The sequence below is a fragment of the Kaistella rhinocerotis genome (genome assembly GCF_030243905.1).
Taxonomy (GTDB): Bacteria; Bacteroidota; Bacteroidia; order Flavobacteriales; family Weeksellaceae; genus Kaistella; species Kaistella rhinocerotis.
This window is the reverse complement of the sequence record NZ_JASSYY010000001.1, coordinates 97,016-117,679: the sequence shown is the minus strand read 5'-3', so window position 1 is coordinate 117,679 and position 20,664 is coordinate 97,016. Positions and strand designations below refer to the sequence as shown.

Sequence of the window (20,664 nt, the reverse complement as noted above, 5' to 3'; positions counted from 1 at the left end):
GGGTCTCATTTTTTTTGGTAACGGCGCAGCTCGATCCTGTGTCTCAGCTTAAGACCGGCTGAAAGAAAGGCATGCTGAATCGTCTTTGTCTTATAGTATTTATCCACAAAAATCTGCATCGCGCCATAAAACCTTTCCAGGTAAGTATGATCTTTCACGGTACTTTCGCCTTTGTGATGTAAGATCGAAACCTTTCCATAGTACCAGTTTGTGTAGTTTTTCTGCAGCAGCGTGTAACACAGGTCGATATCTTCGCCGTACATGAAGTAAGTCTCATCCAGACCGCCAACTTCCAGATAAACGTTGGTTTTCATCAGCAAAAAGGCGCCGGTAAGAACCTCGACCTGCGCAATCTCAAATTCGCCAATATCATTACGATAATAGGTTTTTCGGTTTTTGTTGCGGCTTAATCCTGCGAAAAGTTTTTGGAAAGAATTGAACATATCAGGTACAGAACGCTTGCTTTCGGGCAGGAAACGATCCTGAGAATCGTGCATACGGACACCCAACGCACCAAAACGCGGCTTACTGTCCGCAAAATCTAAAATTTCATTGAGGTAATATCCTTCAAATTCGGTATCGGGGTTCAAAAGTAAAATGTATTCACCACCTGCTTCTTTTGCAGCTAAATTATTCGCCACAGCGAAGCCGGCATTTTTTTCAGCTTCGATAAACCTTACATCCGGAAATTCTTTGATCAAATCTTTCCATTCCGCATCCGGCGATTGGTTATCTACTACAATCACCTCATGGCTGACATCCTGCGCATATCTTGCGAGGGATTGCAGACACTTGCGCAGAAGCGAAGCCACGTTGTAATGGACAATTATTATCGATACTTTCATCTTCCCTTTAGCTTATAATACTGGTTTCGCGCAAGTCTTAAAATATATTTTGAAGAATAGAAAATTTTATAGAAAATATATTGCGAAGGGCTTAAAAATGTCAATTCCTTCATCTCAACCAGTGTTTTCTGGAAACCCTTTTCCATCTCCCGGAGATTTCCAGACAATCCGCTTGCGCCGAAAGACCTTTTTCCGCCGCCGGCAACGACCAGTTCTTTATTCAAAATAAACATACGGTTTTTGCGCGCGATCTTCAACCAATAATTATGATCCTCCGCAAACCTGTGCGACTCACTGAAAAAGCCCGTGTTTTCGAGAATTTTTCTCTTAAAAATAACCGTCGGGGTTGGAATTTCATTCCGAAGCAGCAACTTTTGAAAAGTAACCGGTATCAGACCATTTTGATCTGCGGAATAGGGAAATTTCACGCGGTGACCCACGCGCACGCATGATAGAAAATCGATATCTAGGGAATCGTTTTTCAAATAATGCATTTGAAGTTTGGTTTTTTCCGGGAGCCAAACGTCGTCAGCATCCAGCAGTGCTAGAAAATTTCCCGTGGCCATCTTCAGACCTCTATTTCGGGCTGCCGAAACTCCACGGTTTGACTGGCGGACGATTTTTATGTCCAAAGACGGATTATTTAAACGGAAACTTTCCACAATCGCAATGCTGCGGTCCGTAGACCCATCGTCGATGATGATAATTTCAAAACTTCCCTTCCAAGTCTGTTTCCGCACAGAGTCCAAAGTAGTTCCGATGCTGTTTTCAGCATTGTAAACCGGAATTATTACCGAAATCAGATCAGTCACTTCGTGCGTTTTCAAATTTAAATTTAGAAAGAATTATGCATTTTCCTCATAAGGCAAACGGTTCTGGATCGAACGTCCGAGCGAAATTTCGTCAGCATACTCCAGCTCATCGCCTACCGAGATTCCGCGTGCAATGGTTGAAAACTTCACATTCAGGTTCTTAAATTTGCGGAAAATATAATAAGAGGTGGTATCACCTTCCATCGTGGCGCTGAGCGCAAAGATAAGTTCTTTCGTACTGCCAGATTCGAGCTTGCGGCCGAGAGCCGAAATATTCAGCTGGTTGGGGCCCACGCCTTCGATCGGGGAGATCTTGCCCCCCAACACCAGGTACTTTCCGCGGTATTTTCCGGTATTCTCTATCGCAAGCACATCGCGTACATCTTCCACCACGCACAGCGTATCTTCGCTGCGTTTCGGATCAGAACAAATCTCGCAGATTTCAGTATCCGAAAAGTTATAGCAATCCCGGCAATACTTAATGTCTGTCACAAGTTTTTTTAAAGAATCACCCAGGGCAATAGCTTGAGATTGCGGCTGCCGCAGAAGATGAAGCGCAAGCCTCAAAGCCGATTTTTTGCCGATTCCCGGCAACCCGGAAATCTCTTCTACTGCTTTCGCTAAAACCTTACTCGGATAGTCCATTCCACAAAAATAAAATTTAATCCCTCACACCACAAATTTCCCCTCTTTTATTATCTTTGAGGTTAATACTTTCTATGGTACTTAAAAATCTCAACTATCCGCTGGATTTCAAATTCAAAATCACCACCCTTTCCAGCGACTTCAACATTACCGACAACAACGGCAATTACGTGGCGTATGTGCGGCAGAAAATGTTCAAACTAAAAGAAGACGTGATCGTTTTCAGTGACGAACGGCGTGTGGAGGAGATGTTTCGCATCCAGGCAAATCAATGGATTGATTTTAATGCTTCCTACGCCATCACAGAACCTGGTTCAGGCAAGAAATTCGGGCGTATGGCACGGCGCGGAATGCGCTCCCTCTGGAAGTCTCAATATGACATCTACGATGAAAACGATCAGACCAAATATCAGATCAATGAGGATAATGCGTGGATAAAAGTCATCGATGGCATCATCGGTGAGATTCCTGTCGTGGGCATGTTTTCAGGTTATTTCCTTAATCCGTCTTACACCGTAAAAGACAGCTCAGGTAAAGAATATTTCAGGCTCAAAAAGATGCCGTCACTGTTCGGGCGCCGCTTTCAGCTTGATCGGTTGATCGATATTGATGGTGAAGATGAATCGCTGGTAATCCTCAGCTTATTGATGATGGTACTTTTAGAAAGAAGCCGGGGCTAAACTTTAAAAATTTAATTTCAAAAATGAAGAATACCGTAAAAACAATTTTTTTTGGTTTGATTTTATTGCTAACTGCGCAATCCTGTTCGAAAGAACCTGCCGTGACAGAAAACACGACCACAGATAGTATCGCTGTCACAGCGCCCGTTCCTGCGGATTCCGTTGCAGCTATAAGCACCCTGAAACTCGATAAATTCGGGATGCCGCCGCAGGTGGAAGGCTGTTCGTGCTATTTCAGCGATACGAAAGAGAATTTTGAAAACGAGCGGTATATCTATGTGGATGATTACGGAAACAGTGCGTACGTTCAGATTGCCGGTAAAATGATAAAAATTCCGATGGAAGAAGGCGATTTTGATCCTTCAAATTTCACTAAAACGATTGAAAACGGTGATTTTAAAGTAAAAATGACCGGAAAGAAACTGAGCGAGCAGGAAGAAGTGATGATGTTTAGCGGCCAAATGACCGTTGAAAATAAGAAAACAGGCGAGAAAACCTTGAGCCCAATCTACGGAGAATGTGGCTGCTAATAACTTATTTTGAGTTTGAAGCCTTTTAATAATTGTAAATTTGATTTAAATAAAAACCAATATGGATATCTCTCAAATAGAACCTAAAATCGTCTGGAAAAACTTTGCAGCATTGAATGCGGTTCCGAGACCTTCAAAAAAAGAAGAAAAAGTAATAGAATTTATAAAGAATTTTGGTGAAAACCTGGGACTAGAAACCATGGTTGACGATGTAGGAAATGTGATCATCAAAAAACCTGCAACTGCGGGTATGGAAAATCGGAAAGCAGTGATCCTGCAATCTCACCTCGACATGGTTCACCAAAAAAATTCGGATATACAATTCGATTTTGAGAGCCAGGGAATAGAAATGGAAGTGGATGGTGACTGGCTGAAAGCAAAAGGAACCACGCTGGGTGCAGACAATGGCCTGGGTGTGGCGGCCATCATGAGTATTCTCGAAAGTAATGACATTGCACACCCTGACCTGGAAGCATTGTTCACGATCGACGAAGAAACCGGCATGACAGGCGCCATGGGTCTGAAACCCGGTCAGCTCCAGGGCGAAATCTTACTTAATCTGGATACTGAAGAAGATGACGAGATCGATATCGGCTGCGCCGGCGGTGTAGATGTCACGGCATCGCAAACCTATGACCTCACCGAATCTAAAGGACAGATTGTAAGAATTGAGATTAAAGGCCTGCAGGGCGGACATTCGGGCATGGACATCCATAAGGGTTTCGGAAATGCAAATGTGATTTTGGGCCGTTTGCTTTACACAGGAGTTGAAAATCAGAATATCCAACTGATCGAAATAGACGGCGGCGGTCTGCGCAACGCGATTCCACGTGAAGCTGTAGCAATTCTCTCTGTCCGGAATTCAGCGGAGTTCATCGAAGGCGCCACTACGCTGAAAAATGCAATTCTGGAAGAATTCGCGGCCGTCGAAAAAGACCTTCACGTTAATATCGAAACTTATTCAAGTACTGACAAAGCAATCAGTGAAAATGATTCGCGAATGATCATTTTAGCGCTGAAAGCTGCACATAACGGTGTTTTCCGGATGAGTCCGGACGTCGCGGATTTGGTGGAATCATCGAACAATATCGCACGTGTTGAGCTTAAGGATGGTAATTTAAGAATACTGAACCTTTCCCGCTCTTCTGTAGAATCCACGAAGTTTGCAGTAGCGGAACAGCTTAAATCTGTCTTCGAACTGGCTGGTATGGAAGTGGAATTCAGCGGTTCATATCCGGGTTGGAAACCAAGACCGGGTTCGGACATCGTAAAACTGATGGAAAAACTTTACGAACGGGATTTCGGTGCAAAACCGCACGTCGTAGCTTGCCATGCAGGACTTGAGTGTGGCATCATCGGCGCCAACTATCCCGAAATGGAAATGGTGAGTTTCGGCCCGACAATCCGTGGTGCGCACTCGCCCGATGAAAGAGCGAACATACCTTCAGCACAGAAATTCTGGGCATTCCTGAAAGAAATTTTAAAGGAGATCCCAAAAAAATAATAAGTTTCTAAAGTCATTTTAAAAACACAAATCATGTCAAACGGATATACACTTCCCGCGCAAACGCGCATTGGCCACATCCATCTGAAAGTGGCAGATCTACAACGTGCACTTGCATTTTACCGTGATCTGCTCGGGTTTGAAGTGACCACGTATTATGGTGACCAGGCAGTGTTTCTGTCCGCCGGCGGATATCACCATCATATTGGTCTGAACACGTGGCAAAGCAAAAATGAACCACCTGCCCCGCCGCATAGCGTAGGTTTGTACCACACCGCAATCCTGTACCCTACAAGAAAGGATCTGGCGGCTATTTTCATGCGTCTGCGTGCGGCCGAATATCCGCTTACCGGCGCCAGCGACCACGGTGTTTCGGAGGCACTGTATCTGAATGATCCCGATGGAAACGGCGTGGAACTGTATTGGGACCGCCCGAAAGATTTGTGGGAATATGAATCCGACGGTAGTATCATCATGTATACGCGGCCACTTGATTTACGGTCGCTCATCGGCGAACTGGACGTTGAAGATTAGGGCTGTTTGAATTATTTATAAAAGCTGTTTCTCAAAAGGGAACAGCTTTTTATTGACCTTTTTTCAAATTAAAATTTTAATTAATTTTAAATAAATATTTGAAAATAAGTCAAGTACATTTAAATAAAAAATAATGCAATGACTCACGATGAATTTCTTAAAGTACTGGAAAACCGCTTCAACACGCATCCTGAACGGCGTAATGAACTCGATTGGAAAGCAATTGAGGAGAAATTAAGGTCAAATCCGGAGAAAATTGAAATTTTATTAAAGATGGAGTCCTCAGGTGGTGAACCCGACGTCGTAAAAATCGATGAAAATTCTGGTGAGTTCATCTTCATTGACTGTTCTACCGAAAGTCCCGGCGGACGCCGAAGTTTGTGTTATGACAGAGCTGCGCTTGAAAGAAGAAAGGAGAATAAACCAAAAAATAACGTTTTGGATGCCGCGGCTGAAATCGGAATAGAATTGCTGGATGAAACAGATTACCGCTTCCTGCAAACCCTTGGACGCTTCGATAATAAGACATCGAGCTGGCTAAAAACGCCCGAAGACATCCGCAATCTTGGTGGCGCCATTTTCGGCGATTTCCGGTATGGAAACGTATTTATCTATCACAACGGTGCCGATTCTTACTACGCCGCACGAGGCTTTCGCGGAAAATTGCGGGTTTAATTTCTAAACTCTATTGACCGAACTCAAACACTCAAAGACTCACATTCAATAACTCCAAACTCTCAAACTCTCCCGCTCTTCAACACTCAAACCCTACGGATATGGCGCGATCTGAACCTCCAATCCGTCAATCTGCTCCGTGATATGGATTTGGCAACTCAGGCGTGAATTAGGTTCTACATGGAAAGCTTCACTCAGCATTGCGTCTTCTTCAGCATCCATTTCCACCAGTTTTTCTGCGCCGTCGATCACGTAAACCTGACAGGACGCGCACATGGCCATTCCGCCGCAAACGCCGATAGTGCCTTCATCCGCCAGTTCATAAGAGCGGATAACTTCCATCAGATTCATCGACATGTCTGTGGGTGCAGCTATGTCGTGCGTTTCACCGTGTCGGTCTGTAATTTTTATATTAATATCCTGCATCGAAAAATTTTAATTTTTTGATTTTGAATTATTGATTGAGTTCAGTCACTGATTCCTTGGCTCTACTCAATCTTCTTCACCACGGCTTTTTCCGCTTCTTTCCGGCTACCGTCGAAACCGTCCACTCCGCTTACAGTGGTATATTTAAGTACATATTTTTTACCCGGATTCAGCATATTGTAAACGCTTTGGCACATCAGCGTCGCCTCGTGGAAGCCGCAAAGGATCAGTTTGAGTTTTCCGGGATAGGTATTGATGTCGCCGATTGCGTACACACCCGTAATATTTGTTTGGTAATCGAGCGCGTTGTTTACAACAATTGCATTCTTTTCTATTTCAAGGCCCCAGTTGGCTAGGTCACCAAGTTTCGGTGTTAGACCGAACAGTGGAATAAAATAATCGGTTTCATAATCGAAAGATTCGCCCTCTTTTTCAATCGTAATCGCGGAAACTTTACCGTCACCTTTGATTCCAACCACTTCTGCGGGCGTTATCAGGTTTATTTTACCTTCATTTTTTAACGCCTGCACTTTCTCTACAGAATCCAGCGCGCCACGGAATTCGTTGCGGCGGTGAATTAAAGTCACTTCATCAGCCACGTTAGCCAGAAAAATGCTCCAGTCAAGTGCAGAGTCACCACCACCTGCTATCACCACTTTTTTACCGCGGAAATGTTCGGGTTCTTTAATGAAATATTCCACACCCTTTTCCTCGTACTGGTCAATATTCGAAATCGTAGGTTTTCTTGGTTCGAAAGTACCCAATCCGCCTGCGATAGCCACTGCTTTTGCGTGATGAACAGTACCTTTGTTCGTTATTACTTCAAAAGTGCCGTCTTCAAGTTTTGTAAGTGTCTGTGCTGTTTCACCCAAAGTAAAACCAGGCTGAAACTGCTTGATCTGTTCCATCAGATTATCTACCAAATCCCCTGCGTTGATCGAGGGAAAACCTGGAATATCGAAAATAGGTTTCTTTGGGTAAAGTTCTGTAAGCTGACCGCCCGGCTGGGGCAGTGCATCAATAATGTGGCATTTCATCTTCAGCAAACCCGCTTCGAAAACTGCAAAAAGACCGGTCGGGCCGGCACCTATAATCAATATATCAGTAGATATCATATTTAAAATTTAGTTCGGCAAATTTAAGAAAAATAATAGAAAAAAGCCGGGCGACAAATATGGACATGTGCGTCAAAACGGCGTACCAGCCGATGTTTTATATTTGTGGCAAATTATTTGCAAATCTATGTGCATGAGAAATTTTTTTAGTTTGTGGGGCATCCTTTTTTTTGCCCTCGGGTTTTCCCAAAAATTAGATAATATTCAGTCCGGCGAGGTTTTAAACTATAGAATACATTACGGTTTACTTAATGCAGGTACAGCAACTCTTTCTGCCCAGAAAACCAATTACAGGGGCCAGCCACATATTTATGTAAAAGGTTACGGACGTACCACAGGGGCTGTGCGAGCGTTCTTTAAGGTAGAAGACAACTACGAAAGTTACATCAATTACCGAACAGGTTTGCCCAGCTATTACGTGCGGAATGTGCAGGAAGGCGGGTACACACAGCACTTGCAGACGGTTTTTAATCATGACAGCCAAACGCTGATTCTTACTGATAAGGAGAAAAATTCTTCGAGGAATATGAAATCGGTGAAAGGTGTACAGGACATGCTGTCAGCATTTTACTACTTAAGAAGCTTGGAACAGTCTGAATTAAAGGTCGGAAGCGTCAAAAAACTTAATGTATGGATTGATGACGAACTTTTCCCGTTTCAGGTGAAAGTGGTGGGAACCGAAAACATCAGGACGAAATTCGGTACCATCAACTGTCTGAAAATCGTTCCGCAGGTGATGAGTGGCCGGGTCTTTCGGGATAAGGAAGGCGTGACACTCTGGGTGAGCAACGACCGGAATTATGTACCGATAGCCATCAAAGCCGAACTGGCGGTGGGTTCGCTGAAAGCCAGTCTGGAATCCTACAAAAACGTAAAATATCCTCTGAAATTTGCGAAATAGAAAATAATCCTTTTTAATAAGCGCCTCATTGTAACAAAATGAGGCGCTTTGCTGTCTTATACACAGCAAACTAAATTTCCATGAAAACTATAATTAAATGTTTCGCATTCACATTGGTTTCGGCCATGTACGCGGCACAGAACGGCAGCGACAGCATACAGCGTAAGAGAATTCAGGCTTCCCCAATAAGTACCTCAATAAAAATTGACGGAATTTTGGATGAAGAGAGCTGGCAAACAGCGTCGGAAGCCAGCAATTTCGTAGAAAGACGTCCAAATAATGGCCAGCCGGAACCGGCGACAACTAAAAGTGTGGTCAAAATCCTTTACGACGATACCGGAATCTACATTGGCGCTACACTGTACGATAATCAACCCGATAAGATTGCACGTGAACTCACCGAACGCGACAATTTGGAAAACGATGATATTTTTGGCGTTACGCTGAACGGTTATAATGATCATCAGCAAAGCCTTGAATTTCTGGTAACCGCCGCAGGGGTTCAGGCTGATGCGAAGCTGACAACCGATTTTGGCGAAGATTTCAGCTGGAATGCAGTTTGGTTTTCAGCGGTAAAGATCACCGACACCGGCTGGACGGTGGAGATGAAGATTCCTTACTCAGAATTGCGTTTTCCGAAAAGCGAAGTTCAGCAATGGGGCATCAACATCCTGAGGCTTGTAAACCGTACAAGCTCCGTTTATGACTGGAATTTCGTGGACAACAAAAAAGGAAGCTACATGCTGTACGACGGTGTTCTCAATGGCATAAAAAACATCAATCCACCGACCAGACTTTCATTCCTGCCCTATTTCTCCACGTATGTGAACAATTACGACGGTAAAACCACGGCGAATGTAAACGGCGGAATGGACTTAAAATATGGCATCAACGATGCTTTCACGCTCGATTTAACGCTAATTCCGGATTTTGGGCAAACGTCATTTGACCGTTCGGTGCTGAATCTTTCGCCGTTCGAAGTGCAGTTTCAGGAACAGCGTTCATTCTTCACAGAAGGGACCGAGCTTTTCAGCAAAGGTGATTTGTTCTACTCCAGGCGAATAGGTGGATATCCGAGCGGAAGCACGACCCTGAATGAAGACGAAGAAATCATCGAAAATCCGGAAAAAGTAAAACTTTTCAACGCGATAAAAGTTTCGGGCCGGACAAACGAAGGCCTCGGAATCGGGTTTTTCAATGCGGTTACCGAAAAAACATCAGCAAAAATCTACAATACAGCAACCGGTGAAACAAGATATGAAACCACCGAACCGTGGGCAAACTATAACGTATTCGTTCTCGACCAAAGGTTCCGCGGCAACTCATCCGTTTCGCTTGTGAACACCAATGTGATCCGGGACGGCGATTTTCGGGATGCGAACGCTACGGCGCTGCTTTTCGACATCAGGAACCGCAAAAATAAATACCGCTATTTTGGTGCTACCAAAGGAAGTTTAGTGATGAACGGTGAAAACAAATTCGGGAACGAAAGCACTTTAGGTTTTAATAAAGTTGCCGGTGTACACCGTTTCGGCGCGAATTATTTCGTACGAACGAAAGATTATGACATCGGGGACCTTGGTTATTATGACCGGACTAACTTTCACAGCCTGAATACGAACTACTCTTACCGTTATCTGCAGCCGCGCGGCAACCTGAATTCGCTGAATTATAACCTGAACGTCTCACACAACCGCCGTCTGGATGATGATCTTTTCACGCAGTTTGTAATTCACAACAGCATCGACATGCAGACCAAAAAATTTTTCAATTTTGGCGGAGGGCTGATGATTTGGCCTTTTGGCGAAAACGATATCTACGAACCGCGAACTGCAGGCCGTTTTATGCACGTGCCGGCCATGATTAATCCCTGGATTTTTATCAATACAGACAACCGCAGAAAATTCCGCATCAATACCTACATCGATTATTATGCATTTGATGAAAAGGGCCGATATCAACTTATTTACCAGCTAAATCCAAGCTACAAGTTCTCGGACAAACTTCGTCTTTACTATAATGCGAATTTTAATTATCAGCAAAACGACCGCGGTTTCGCCGGTAAAAATGCACAGCACATTTTCATGGGAAGCCGCAACAGATTCACTGCCGAAAACGGCATATCATCGCAGTACACATTCAACAATAAAATGGCGCTGAATCTTTCTTTCCGCCATTATTTCTCTGAAGTTCACTACCGAAAATTTGAAACTTTAAACGTAGACGGAGATGTGACAGAGACTGATCTGTTCAATGAAAACCGGGATGGAACTTTCAACTCCTGGAATGTAGATTTGCGCTATTCATGGTGGTTTGCACCGGGTAGCCAACTCACTTTACTGTACCGAAATGCCGTGGGAAATTATCTGGAAGAATCGCGCATCGGTTTCAGCAAAAACTTCGAGAAACTTTTTGATGAGCCCATGATCAACAGTTTGTCACTAAAACTTACCTACTACATTGATTATAACCAGGCGAAGACGTGGCTTAAGAAAGGCTGATATAAAATCGGTTGATTGAAACAAAACCAGGATAGTGCGGTTTCCGCGCTCCGGATTGAACGGCCTGTCTGAGCTCTTCCGGTGACGCCAGGAACCGGAAAGCGAGTAGTGAAAGCCGGAAAAAGCGCCCAAATAAAAAAGACCGTTTCTGCTATTGAAACGGTCTTTTCTGTATTTTTAAAGTGATCTGAATTGCTCCAGCATTCGCTTGTCGTTCTCGAAGAACATGCGGATGTCGCTCATCTGATAAAGCAACATCACGATCCGCTCGATGCCCATCCCAAAAGCATAACCGGAATATTTGTCGGCATCGATATTTACGTTCTGCAAAACAGCCGGATCCACCATTCCACAACCCATGATCTCCAGCCAGCCGGTTCCCTTGGTGATGCGGTAATCGGTCTCAGAATTGAGTCCCCAATACACATCTACTTCAGCACTTGGCTCTGTGAACGGGAAATAAGATGGTCTGAGACGGATTTTTGATTTACCGAAAAGTTCTGTGGTGAAAAACTGTATGGTTTGTTTTAAATCTGCAAAGCTCACATTCTCATCGATATACAAACCTTCGATCTGGTGGAAGATGCAGTGCGAACGTGACGAAATGGCTTCGTTACGGAAAACGCGGCCGGGCGAAAGAATACGCATCGGCGGCTGATTTTCTTCCATATAACGGATCTGCACAGACGACGTGTGCGTTCTGAGCAGCACATCCGGATTGGTTTCAATGAAAAATGTATCCTGCATATCGCGCGCCGGATGATATTCGGGAAGGTTCAGCGCGGTGAAATTGTGCCAGTCGTCTTCTATTTCAGGGCCGTCTGCTACAGCAAAACCAATAGATTTAAAAATATCAATGATCTTATTTTTCACGATATTGATCGGATGCCGCGTGCCGAGCTCGGACGGGAAACCCGGTCGCGTAAGATCTTCCTTCTCGAGGATCAGATTTTGTGTACCGTTGTTCTTCAGGCTTTCCAGTTTGGCTTCCACGGCCTGTTTCAAAGTATTGATCTTTTGGCCAAATTCTTTTTTCTGCTCGTTCGGAACATCTTTGAACTGCGCAAAAATATCATTCAAAATCCCTTTCTTACCGCTGAACTTAATGCGGAACTGTTCTATTTCCCCTTTTTCAGAAGTCTGAAAGTTCTGCACCTCGGCCAATAAATCGTCTATTCTCTGTAACATCTTTTCGTAATATATCGAAGCGCAAAAATACAATTTAATGCTGAAAGAGCCCTTGTAAAAATTGCGCGGACCCTGCGTTTTCTCAAATTATTTAATTCTTATTGCAGGTATTGCAAAAATTTGGATAATGCCTTTTTGCGGTGACTGATGGCGTTTTTCTCTTCGGCGGGCATTTCTGCAAATGTGATCGCATAATCATTCGGAATAAAAATCGGGTCGTAGCCAAAACCTTTTTCACCACGAATCTCATGGATGATCTTTCCATAGACGCGGCCTTCAAAGTATTCCTCAACTCCGTTGTCAACAAGACACATCACGGTCACAAAATAGGCGTCGCGGTTCTCTATATCTTTTAGCTCAGCAAGTACTTTTGCCATGTTTTTTGCGAAATCGTGATCACCAGCGTACCGTGCGGAATAAATACCCGGTCGGCCGTCGAGCGCGTCAATCACCAGTCCGGAATCGTCACCCAGACTTGCTTTACCGGTTTTTTCGAAGCAATATTTTGCTTTGATCAGCGCATTTGCGTGAAAAGTATTACCATCTTCGATGATTTCGTCATGCAGGTCGTAATCTGTAAGTGAAGTTACTTTAAACTCTTCACCCAAAATCTGCTGGATTTCTTCTTTCTTGTGTTGGTTATGCGTGGCGATAAGGATTTCTTTAGACATAAACTGACAGTTATTTTTAATGCACAAACTTATTTTTCGGAATGTTTAACAGAAAACTTTCGGCTAAAAAGATAATAGAATACACTGAAAAGCACGATTCCCAAAGCTAAAACCTTAAACTCTGAAACTTTGAACACTTCGGCAAGACTTTCGGTATCACCGTAAAAAATAAGAAGTGCGGAACAAAGGTTGTTAAACGCATGGAGCAAAATCGGCAGCAGCAGCGACTTTGTTCTGTGATAAACCAAACCAAGCACTACGCCAAGCAATACCGCGCCCACAAACTGCCAGGGATTTCCGTGTACGATTCCGAAAACGACCGACGCGATCAGAATTGCCGCTGCAGGCTTCATACCCTTATTGATTAATCCTTTCTGAATGATTCCGCGGAAAATAATTTCTTCAAAGAGTGGCGCCATCACTACCGCCATTACAAGCAGGGTTTTCTTGTCTGCGGTCATATTCGCCATCAGATTTTGAAAAAATTCATAAAAAGGTCCGAAAAACGGTCCGCTGATGGGAATTTGCGAGGTAATGAATTCCGCAATGAGCATCATGCCGAACATGAAGGGAAAAATGATGAGATGCGTACTTAGATCAGTTACAGACAGATTGAAACCGAGTTTCTGCCCGGTTTGCGGACGTGCAATGGCTAAATCATAGGTGAAGATCGCACCTAAAAAACCCGCGGCGTTCACTACCATCAGGTAAAAGTTCGAGTACTGAAAGTTGGTATTGAAAACAAAGATCGAAATCACATTTATGGAAGAAACAACTGATGTTCCCGCGATCATGCCGACAATCAGTGCAAGTGCGCCTTTCCAGTTGAATGTGTGCTCCGGCTGGTATTTTGGTTCAGTCATTAGCGTTGAATAGGTGAAATTGAAATAATAAAATAAATAAATACAGGTTTCAACAGACCTGTAAATGCGCACAAATATAATTTAAATATGACAAAAGCGAAGTTTTGCGTGGCCTTTTCAGGCAGTTTTCATGTTCGGTAAAAAAAGACGATTTTTGCATTCTCAAATTTGTATATGGCAGACTTCACCAAAGAAATAGAAAGGCGTAAAACCTTCGGAATCATTTCCCACCCCGATGCCGGGAAAACAACACTTACTGAAAAGTTGCTGCTTTTCGGTGGGGCGATTCAGGAAGCAGGTGCCGTAAAATCGAATAAAATCAAGAAAGGCGCAACCTCCGATTTTATGGAGATCGAGCGCCAGCGTGGAATTTCGGTGGCTACTTCGGTTTTGGCATTTGAATACAGGGATCACAAAATCAACATCCTCGATACACCCGGACACAAAGATTTCGCCGAAGATACTTACCGAACTCTAACGGCGGTAGATTCCGTAATCGTGGTGATCGATGTGGCAAAAGGTGTGGAGGAACAGACGGAAAAACTCGTTCAGGTCTGCCGCATGCGAAACATCCCGATGCTGGTTTTCATCAATAAACTTGACCGTGAAGGTAAAGACGCATTCGATCTTTTAGATGAAGTTGAACAGAAATTAGGCCTGACGGTTTGCCCGCTTTCTCTGCCCATCGGTATGGGAAGTGATTTTCAGGGAATCTATAATATCTGGGAGAAAAACATCCAGCTTTTCCTCGAAGAAAAAAAACAGAAAGTTGGGGAAACCATTAAGTTTGAAGACATCAATGACTCGAAAATCGATGAAGTAATTGGCGAAAAGGCTGCTGCCACACTGCGTGACGAGCTTGAACTTGTAGAATCTGTCTATCCGGAATTCAACCGCGAAGATTACATGAACGGTAATCTGCAGCCGGTATTTTTCGGTTCGGCTTTAAATAATTTCGGTGTGCGCGAACTTCTTGACGCTTTCATCGACATTGCGCCGCAACCACAGCCTAAAGAATCTGAAACGCGACTCGTGAAGCCTGAGGAAAAAAACTTCACCGGTTTCGTATTTAAAATTCATGCCAATATGGACCCGAAACACCGCGACAGGCTTGCGTTTGTAAAGATTGTATCGGGTACGTTCAAGCGAAACGAGAATTACCTTTTGGTCCGTGAAAACAAAAAAATGAAGTTTTCCTCACCAAATGCATTTTTCGCAGATAAAAAAGAAGTGGTAGACGAAAGTTTCCCGGGCGATATCGTCGGGCTGCACGACACCGGAAACTTCCGGATTGGTGACACGCTTACCGCAGGTGAAAAAATCAGTTTCAAAGGAATTCCGAGCTTCTCGCCGGAGCATTTCCGATACATCAACAACGATGATCCATTAAAGGCAAAACAACTTGCGAAAGGTATAGACCAACTCATGGACGAAGGTGTAGCACAGCTTTTCACCCTCGAAATGAACAACCGAAAAATCATCGGTACCGTAGGCGCACTACAGTACGAGGTGATCCAGTACCGTCTGGAACACGAATATGGCGCGAAATGCACTTATGAGCCACTTTCGATACATAAAGCGTGTTGGATTGAAGCAGATGAAAAGTCTGAAGAATTCAAGGAATTTGCGCGGCTTAAACAAAGATTTATGGCGCGTGACAAATATGGCCAGCGTGTTTTCCTCGCAGATTCGTCGTTTACGATCCATATGACGCAGGAAAAATTCCCGAATGTGAAACTGCATTTCATTAGCGAATTCCGCACGCATACATCGTAAATTTTCGGCACCGAAAACATTTAAAAACAAAATCTTCAGCCAGTCTGAAGATTTTTTTGTAAAGCTGGTAGCAAAATATTTTACAATCTACTTTAAATCAACGGATTACCTTTTAAAGCAATTATTGAGGAATACAATTTGATTATATTTCGCGTTCTTAATTTTTTTAAATAAATAAATGAAAAACTTCTTCTTAATCCTGCTTACAACGGTGTTGTTTGTCTCCTGTGAGAAAAACACCCTGCAGCAGACCACGGATAATATAAAAAGAGCCGACAGCCTCTTTACCAAAGCAAATCAGGGAATTAAAACATTGGATTCGATTTCAAAGACGATCAGCGACTCCAACGGAATTGCGAAAAAAGTGATCATTCCCGAAATCCAGAAACAAAAAAAATCCATTGATTCCACGATTAAAAGAGGCGGCTGGCGGATAGACTCAATTAACAAACAGATCGAGAAGATCACCAAAAATGTGGTAGTGGGAACTGAAGTCGCGAAGACGCTTGATTCAGCGAACACGTCTTTACAGAATGGGGAAAATGCTTTGAAGGTGCTGACGCGAACCGCCGATAAACTTTTAAAACAGACAAAAAAGCAATCGGAAGCAGCGGAACCTGCGAAAAATAAAGCTGAGACCGCCCCGGAAAACAACCCGACAGCAAGCACACCTGTGCCTACTCCACTACCCGAGCGGAACCCGGTTGTAAAAACTGCGACACTTGAAATACAGGTTGAAGATTTGGCTGCTGCTCAGGCAATTTTAAGACAAAAAATCCGCGAAAATAACGCTGATCTGGTAAGCGATAATTTCAGTCAGAACGAAGGCATTCAGCGTCAGCGTGTGACCGCCAAAGTTCCTTTGCAGTATTTCGACCGGTTCGTCAGCGATATCTCCTCAAATCTGGGTGACATTAAATCTAAAAACACAGAAACAGAAGGTTCTGACTATGTAGCTTCTCAGTATTGCGACGTGGAAATTGTACTTGCGCAAAACGAAAATATCGCGGCTGTGGACGCACAGCAGACCGAGGAACAACCAAAAGATGAAGGTTTCAGCGCCGCGTTCATGAAAGGTTTCAATATGCTGGGCGCTGCACTGCTCTTCCTGCTGCCCTTCTGGCCTGTATTTGTGATTGGTGGATTGATTTGGTATTTCATCCATCGGAAAAATCAGAGAAAACGCAGGGAACAGGCCATTACAGAAGCGGAAATCATCACTGACACTACAATGTATCCGACTGAAAACCAAACCTCAAGCGCAGAAAACCCTAAACCAGATGCGAAACAGGATGACGATACAGATTATTCTAAATACATGCCCAAATAAAAACAAAGCCTTCCAAAAAATGGAAGGCTTTGTTTATTTCATATTGACAATACGGTCTACAACGTAAACCGTATTTCCGCGCCACGGCAGCACGCCATGGTATTCTTTGTAATGAAGATCGAAAGTCTTGCCGTTGTTCACCTCCAGCGTCTTGAAAATTTCTTCGTCCACGATGGAGAACTCAAATTCGTAACTGGTGAGACTTCCCGTGCGCGGATTTGCGCCAAAACCCTGCTGGATCAGTTTGCCTTCGTAAGTTTTGAAGACATTGCCTTTTTTCACGGCATAATTGAGCACGCCCGATTTCACGCCTTCGCCAAAGACAAAGTAATAGCGGTAATAAAGCACGCCTGAAAGCAGCAAAACTACCGCAGCGAGAATGATCCAGAAGTATTTCATCACAATTTGGGTTTAAGAATTTAGCTTTTATTTCGCAATGCTGCGCGAGATCACGATTTTCTGAATTTCAGAAGTTCCTTCGTAAATCTGAGTAATTTTGGCATCGCGCATCATTCTTTCTACATGGTATTCTTTCACGTAACCGTAACCACCATGAATCTGAACAGCTTCCACTGAAACGTCCATCGCAACCTGTGAAGCATAAAGCTTAGCCATCGCCCCGATTTCGGAAATGTCTTTGCCTTCGTCTTTTTCAGTCGCTGCTTTGTAACAAAGCATCCGGGCCGCCATAATGCTGGTCGCCATATCGGCCAGTTTAAATGCAATCGCCTGGTGATTGATGATTTCGGTTTTAAATGCTTTACGGGTTTTGGCATATTTTAAGGCAAGTTCGTAAGCTCCGGAAGCGATTCCAAGCGCTTGTGAAGCGATACCGATACGGCCGCCGTTCAAAACCGCCATTGCAAAATTAAACCCAAATCCGTCCTCACCGATTCGGTTTTCTTTTGGAACTTTCACGTCCGTGAACAGCAAAGAATGCGTGTCACTGCCACGGATACCCAACTTGTCTTCTTTAGGTCCGATATCGAAACCTGCCCAGCCGCGTTCTACGATGAAAGCATTGATTCCTTTGTGTTTTTTCTCAGGATCGGTCTGCGCGATCACGATGTAGTACGTTGCATTTCCACCGTTTGTGATCCAGTTTTTGGTACCGTTCAGCACATAATGGTCGCCCATATCTACCGCTGTTGTTTTTTGCGAAGTTGCATCAGATCCGGCTTCCGGCTCAGAAAGCGCAAATGCGCCTATCACCTCACCACTCGCAAGTGGCTTCAGGTATTTCATTTTCTGCTCCTCGCTCGCATATTTTTCAAGTCCTGCGCATACCAGTGAATTGTTTACTGACATCACCACGGCTGCCGAAGCATCTATCTTAGCGATTTCCTCGATTGCAAGAACGTAGGAAACACTGTCCATACCAGCACCGCCATATTTCGGATCCACCATCATTCCGAGGAAACCCATTTCCCCCATTTTCTTCACCTGCTCATGCGGAAATTTCTGCTCATTGTCTCTTTCTATCACGCCCGGTAAAAGTTCCGTTTGCGCAAAATCCCTTGCAGCCTGCTGAATCATCAGCTGTTCTTCGGATAAATTAAAGTCCATAAATCTTAAAATTGTTTGCGCGTAAAGCTACAATTTTTCTAAAAAGTATAAAATAAACAGAGTAGGTTTAGAAGATTCTCGGGAAAATGTATAAATATCCAGAAACAAAGTAAAATTTAGCCCGTTTCTATAAAGAATAAAGCTGAACAAATCTTTTTTGCTGTTTAAAATAAAATTGATATTTTTACCACTATCCCAATAGTTTTTTACGGGGAATTAGCTCTACATTAAAAAATATAAGATGACAATAAAACGAATTTTCGATTTTCCAAAACATGCCCTTGAAAACTATCCGCGTGAGGATATGTTTGTGACGAAATACAACGGCAAGTGGGAAAAGACCTCCACGCAGGAATTCCATAACATGGCGAACAGAATTTCGCGCGGACTTTTGAAACTAGGAATTAAGCCGGGGGACAAAATCTCACTGATCACCACCGCAACGCGCACTGAGTGGGCAGTGATGGATATGGGAATTTCGCAGATCGGTGCGGTATCTGTACCGGTTTACCCTACGATTTCATCTGAAGATTACGATTACATCTTTAATAATGCTGAAATCCAATACTGTTTTGTTTCAGACCGTGACCTGCTTGATAAGGTATTGAAAATTAAAGGAAATGTGCCTTCACTGAAAGGAATTTTCACCTTTGATCTGATAGAAGGCAGCGCAAACTGGCATGAAGTGCTTGATCTTGGGAACGATGACAGTACACAGGGCGAAGTGGAAGATTTGGCGAACAGCATCAATTCTGAGGATTTGGCCACCATCATTTACACGTCGGGAACAACCGGCAGGCCAAAAGGCGTAATGTTGACCCACCACAATATTGTATCCAATGTACTTGCCTCAAACCCTAGAATCCCGCGAATCAAAGGACTGGAATATTCGGACATCAAAATCCTGAGCTTTTTGCCGATCTGCCATATTTTCGAACGGATGCTGTTTTACCTTTATCAGTATAATGGTTACTCGGTTTCGTTTGCCGAAAGCATCGATAAAATGGGCGAAAACATCAAGGAAGTGCAGCCGCACATCATGTCTGTTGTACCAAGATTGGTGGAAAAAGTTTACGATAAAATCTACGATAAAGGTACCAGCGCGGGCGGATTAAAATCTAAAATATTCCTTTGGGCATTGGGTGTCAACAAAGCGAAACAGAACATTGGTAAGCCTTCTGGTCTGAAAGAAATCATCGCCGACAAACTTGTCTTTAAAAAATGGCGTGAAGGTCTTGGCGGCAACATTATCACGCTGGTTTCCGGTTCTGCGGCTCTTCAACCAAGACTCAACAAGATGTTCCAGAATGCGGGAATCCCAATTCTCGAAGGTTACGGACTTACGGAAACATCTCCGGTTATCTCGGTTAACAGTTTCGGTAAAATTAAAGTTGGAACTGTAGGCCATATCCTTGAAAATCTTGAAGTTAAGATTCAGGAGGACGGCGAAATTACGGTAAAAGGTCCTTCAGTTTTCAAAGGCTATTTTAAAAACGAAGAACAAACCAAAGAGGCATTCACCGAAGACGGCTTCTTCAAGACCGGCGATATCGGGCACATCGATGACGAAGGTTATCTGCACATTACCGACCGTAAAAAAGAGATGTTCAAGACATCCGGCGGAAAATATATCGCGCCACAGGTTATTGAAAACCAAGCAAAAGCGTCTAAATTTATTGAACAGATCATGGTGGTGGGCGACGGTGAGAAGATGGCGTGTGCACTCGTGCAGCCAGATTTCAATTTTGCAGGTCACTGGGCTGAAAGAAAAGGTTTCAAAATAGGAACTACACCAGCTGAAATGGCCAATAGCACCGAGCTGAAAGAGCGTATTGGTAAAGAGATTGATTACCTAAACACCAAGCTTGGAAATTGGGAACAGATCAAAAAATTCGAGCTTACTCCTGAAGCGTGGAGTATTGAGCAGGGAATCCTCACACCAACGCTCAAACTGAAGCGGAAGGCACTGAAAGAACGGTATATCAAGCTTTACAATAAGATGTACGGCCACCAGGATTAAAACAAAAACACGGTTAACAACCGTGTTTTTTTTGTCATTTCTTAATCCATCGATTTTTAAAAGTCTAAATTAATCGCCTAAG

20 protein-coding genes are annotated in these 20,664 nt (G+C 43.6%); 10 read left to right on the top strand and 10 right to left on the bottom strand.

Features of this window, described 5'->3' with window-relative positions; all coding sequences use genetic code 11:
- Positions 1 to 5: 5 nt before the first annotated feature.
- From QEP06_RS00545 to recR, 3 genes are read right to left on the bottom strand one after another with little or no spacing between them, the layout of a single operon-like run.
- Positions 6 to 845: a glycosyltransferase family 2 protein gene (locus QEP06_RS00545; RefSeq protein WP_251833600.1), complete on the bottom strand. Its 840-nt coding sequence runs from the start codon at positions 843 to 845 to the stop codon at positions 6 to 8.
- A complete protein-coding gene (locus QEP06_RS00540; RefSeq protein WP_251833601.1) occupies positions 842 to 1,672 on the bottom strand; it encodes a glycosyltransferase family 2 protein in 831 nt (276 codons plus the stop codon). The genes QEP06_RS00545 and QEP06_RS00540 overlap by 4 nt, the downstream gene beginning before the upstream one ends.
- A gap of 18 nt (positions 1,673 to 1,690) precedes the next feature.
- On the bottom strand, positions 1,691 to 2,302 hold the full coding sequence (gene recR, locus QEP06_RS00535; protein ID WP_285268618.1) for a recombination mediator RecR: 612 nt from the start codon (positions 2,300 to 2,302) through the stop codon (positions 1,691 to 1,693).
- A gap of 74 nt (positions 2,303 to 2,376) precedes the next feature.
- Here recR and QEP06_RS00530 point away from each other — a divergent pair, with 74 nt between their 5' ends.
- The 5 genes from QEP06_RS00530 to QEP06_RS00510 all read left to right on the top strand — a co-directional run bounded on the left by QEP06_RS00530 (position 2,377) and on the right by QEP06_RS00510 (position 6,225).
- The gene (locus QEP06_RS00530; RefSeq protein ID WP_285268617.1) at positions 2,377 to 2,982 is read left to right on the top strand and encodes an LURP-one-related/scramblase family protein; all 606 of its coding nucleotides are present in this window, start codon (positions 2,377 to 2,379) and stop codon (positions 2,980 to 2,982) included.
- Between the two features lie 23 nt (positions 2,983 to 3,005).
- Complete coding sequence (locus QEP06_RS00525; protein WP_251833604.1) at positions 3,006 to 3,512, top strand: hypothetical protein; 507 nt, start codon at positions 3,006 to 3,008, stop codon at positions 3,510 to 3,512.
- Between the two features lie 61 nt (positions 3,513 to 3,573).
- The gene (locus QEP06_RS00520) at positions 3,574 to 5,016 is read left to right on the top strand and encodes an aminoacyl-histidine dipeptidase (protein ID WP_285268616.1); all 1,443 of its coding nucleotides are present in this window, start codon (positions 3,574 to 3,576) and stop codon (positions 5,014 to 5,016) included.
- Positions 5,017 to 5,049: 33 nt separating this feature from the next.
- Positions 5,050 to 5,550, top strand: coding sequence for a VOC family protein (locus QEP06_RS00515; RefSeq protein ID WP_285268615.1), 501 nt, complete (start codon positions 5,050 to 5,052; stop codon positions 5,548 to 5,550).
- Between the two features lie 138 nt (positions 5,551 to 5,688).
- Complete coding sequence (locus tag QEP06_RS00510; RefSeq protein ID WP_251833607.1) at positions 5,689 to 6,225, top strand: DUF4256 domain-containing protein; 537 nt, start codon at positions 5,689 to 5,691, stop codon at positions 6,223 to 6,225.
- A 93-nt stretch (positions 6,226 to 6,318) separates the two neighbouring features.
- Here QEP06_RS00510 and QEP06_RS00505 read toward each other — a convergent pair whose 3' ends face one another.
- Together QEP06_RS00505 and QEP06_RS00500 are read right to left on the bottom strand one after the other, a co-directional pair.
- The gene (locus QEP06_RS00505; RefSeq protein WP_251833608.1) at positions 6,319 to 6,651 is read right to left on the bottom strand and encodes a 2Fe-2S iron-sulfur cluster-binding protein; all 333 of its coding nucleotides are present in this window, start codon (positions 6,649 to 6,651) and stop codon (positions 6,319 to 6,321) included.
- A gap of 62 nt (positions 6,652 to 6,713) precedes the next feature.
- Positions 6,714 to 7,766, bottom strand: a complete 1,053-nt coding sequence (locus QEP06_RS00500) for an NAD(P)/FAD-dependent oxidoreductase (RefSeq protein ID WP_285268614.1) — start codon at positions 7,764 to 7,766, stop codon at positions 6,714 to 6,716.
- A gap of 133 nt (positions 7,767 to 7,899) precedes the next feature.
- Between QEP06_RS00500 and QEP06_RS00495 the strand changes: the two genes are divergently transcribed.
- The gene (locus QEP06_RS00495; RefSeq protein ID WP_285268613.1) at positions 7,900 to 8,667 is read left to right on the top strand and encodes a DUF3108 domain-containing protein; all 768 of its coding nucleotides are present in this window, start codon (positions 7,900 to 7,902) and stop codon (positions 8,665 to 8,667) included.
- Between the two features lie 80 nt (positions 8,668 to 8,747).
- Entirely contained in the window at positions 8,748 to 11,168 is a 2,421-nt protein-coding gene (locus tag QEP06_RS00490; protein WP_285268612.1) for a DUF5916 domain-containing protein, read from the top strand.
- A gap of 177 nt (positions 11,169 to 11,345) precedes the next feature.
- Here the strand turns inward: QEP06_RS00490 and pheS are convergent, their stop codons facing one another.
- The 3 genes from pheS to QEP06_RS00475 form a co-directional block, all read right to left on the bottom strand.
- A complete protein-coding gene (gene pheS / locus QEP06_RS00485) occupies positions 11,346 to 12,356 on the bottom strand; it encodes a phenylalanine--tRNA ligase subunit alpha (protein WP_285268611.1) in 1,011 nt (336 codons plus the stop codon).
- 98 nt (positions 12,357 to 12,454) lie between these two features.
- Entirely contained in the window at positions 12,455 to 13,027 is a 573-nt protein-coding gene (gene rdgB / locus QEP06_RS00480; RefSeq protein WP_285268610.1) for an RdgB/HAM1 family non-canonical purine NTP pyrophosphatase, read from the bottom strand.
- 29 nt (positions 13,028 to 13,056) lie between these two features.
- On the bottom strand, positions 13,057 to 13,890 hold the full coding sequence (locus QEP06_RS00475; protein WP_285268609.1) for a CPBP family intramembrane glutamic endopeptidase: 834 nt from the start codon (positions 13,888 to 13,890) through the stop codon (positions 13,057 to 13,059).
- A gap of 174 nt (positions 13,891 to 14,064) precedes the next feature.
- Between QEP06_RS00475 and QEP06_RS00470 the strand changes: the two genes are divergently transcribed.
- Together QEP06_RS00470 and QEP06_RS00465 are read left to right on the top strand one after the other, a co-directional pair.
- Positions 14,065 to 15,666, top strand: coding sequence for a peptide chain release factor 3 (locus QEP06_RS00470; RefSeq protein ID WP_251833616.1), 1,602 nt, complete (start codon positions 14,065 to 14,067; stop codon positions 15,664 to 15,666).
- Positions 15,667 to 15,844: 178 nt separating this feature from the next.
- The gene (locus QEP06_RS00465; protein WP_285268608.1) at positions 15,845 to 16,996 is read left to right on the top strand and encodes a DUF4349 domain-containing protein; all 1,152 of its coding nucleotides are present in this window, start codon (positions 15,845 to 15,847) and stop codon (positions 16,994 to 16,996) included.
- Positions 16,997 to 17,029: 33 nt separating this feature from the next.
- Here the strand turns inward: QEP06_RS00465 and QEP06_RS00460 are convergent, their stop codons facing one another.
- Positions 17,030 to 17,395 (bottom strand): hypothetical protein, encoded by a 366-nt coding sequence (locus QEP06_RS00460; RefSeq protein ID WP_285268607.1) that lies wholly within the window; start codon positions 17,393 to 17,395, stop codon positions 17,030 to 17,032.
- A 27-nt stretch (positions 17,396 to 17,422) separates the two neighbouring features.
- A complete protein-coding gene (locus tag QEP06_RS00455) occupies positions 17,423 to 18,562 on the bottom strand; it encodes an acyl-CoA dehydrogenase (RefSeq protein ID WP_285268606.1) in 1,140 nt (379 codons plus the stop codon).
- A 241-nt stretch (positions 18,563 to 18,803) separates the two neighbouring features.
- On the opposite strand from QEP06_RS00455, the gene QEP06_RS00450 reads away from it, so the two are divergent.
- Positions 18,804 to 20,582, top strand: coding sequence for an AMP-dependent synthetase/ligase (locus QEP06_RS00450; protein WP_285268605.1), 1,779 nt, complete (start codon positions 18,804 to 18,806; stop codon positions 20,580 to 20,582).
- Positions 20,583 to 20,664: the final 82 nt, after the last annotated feature.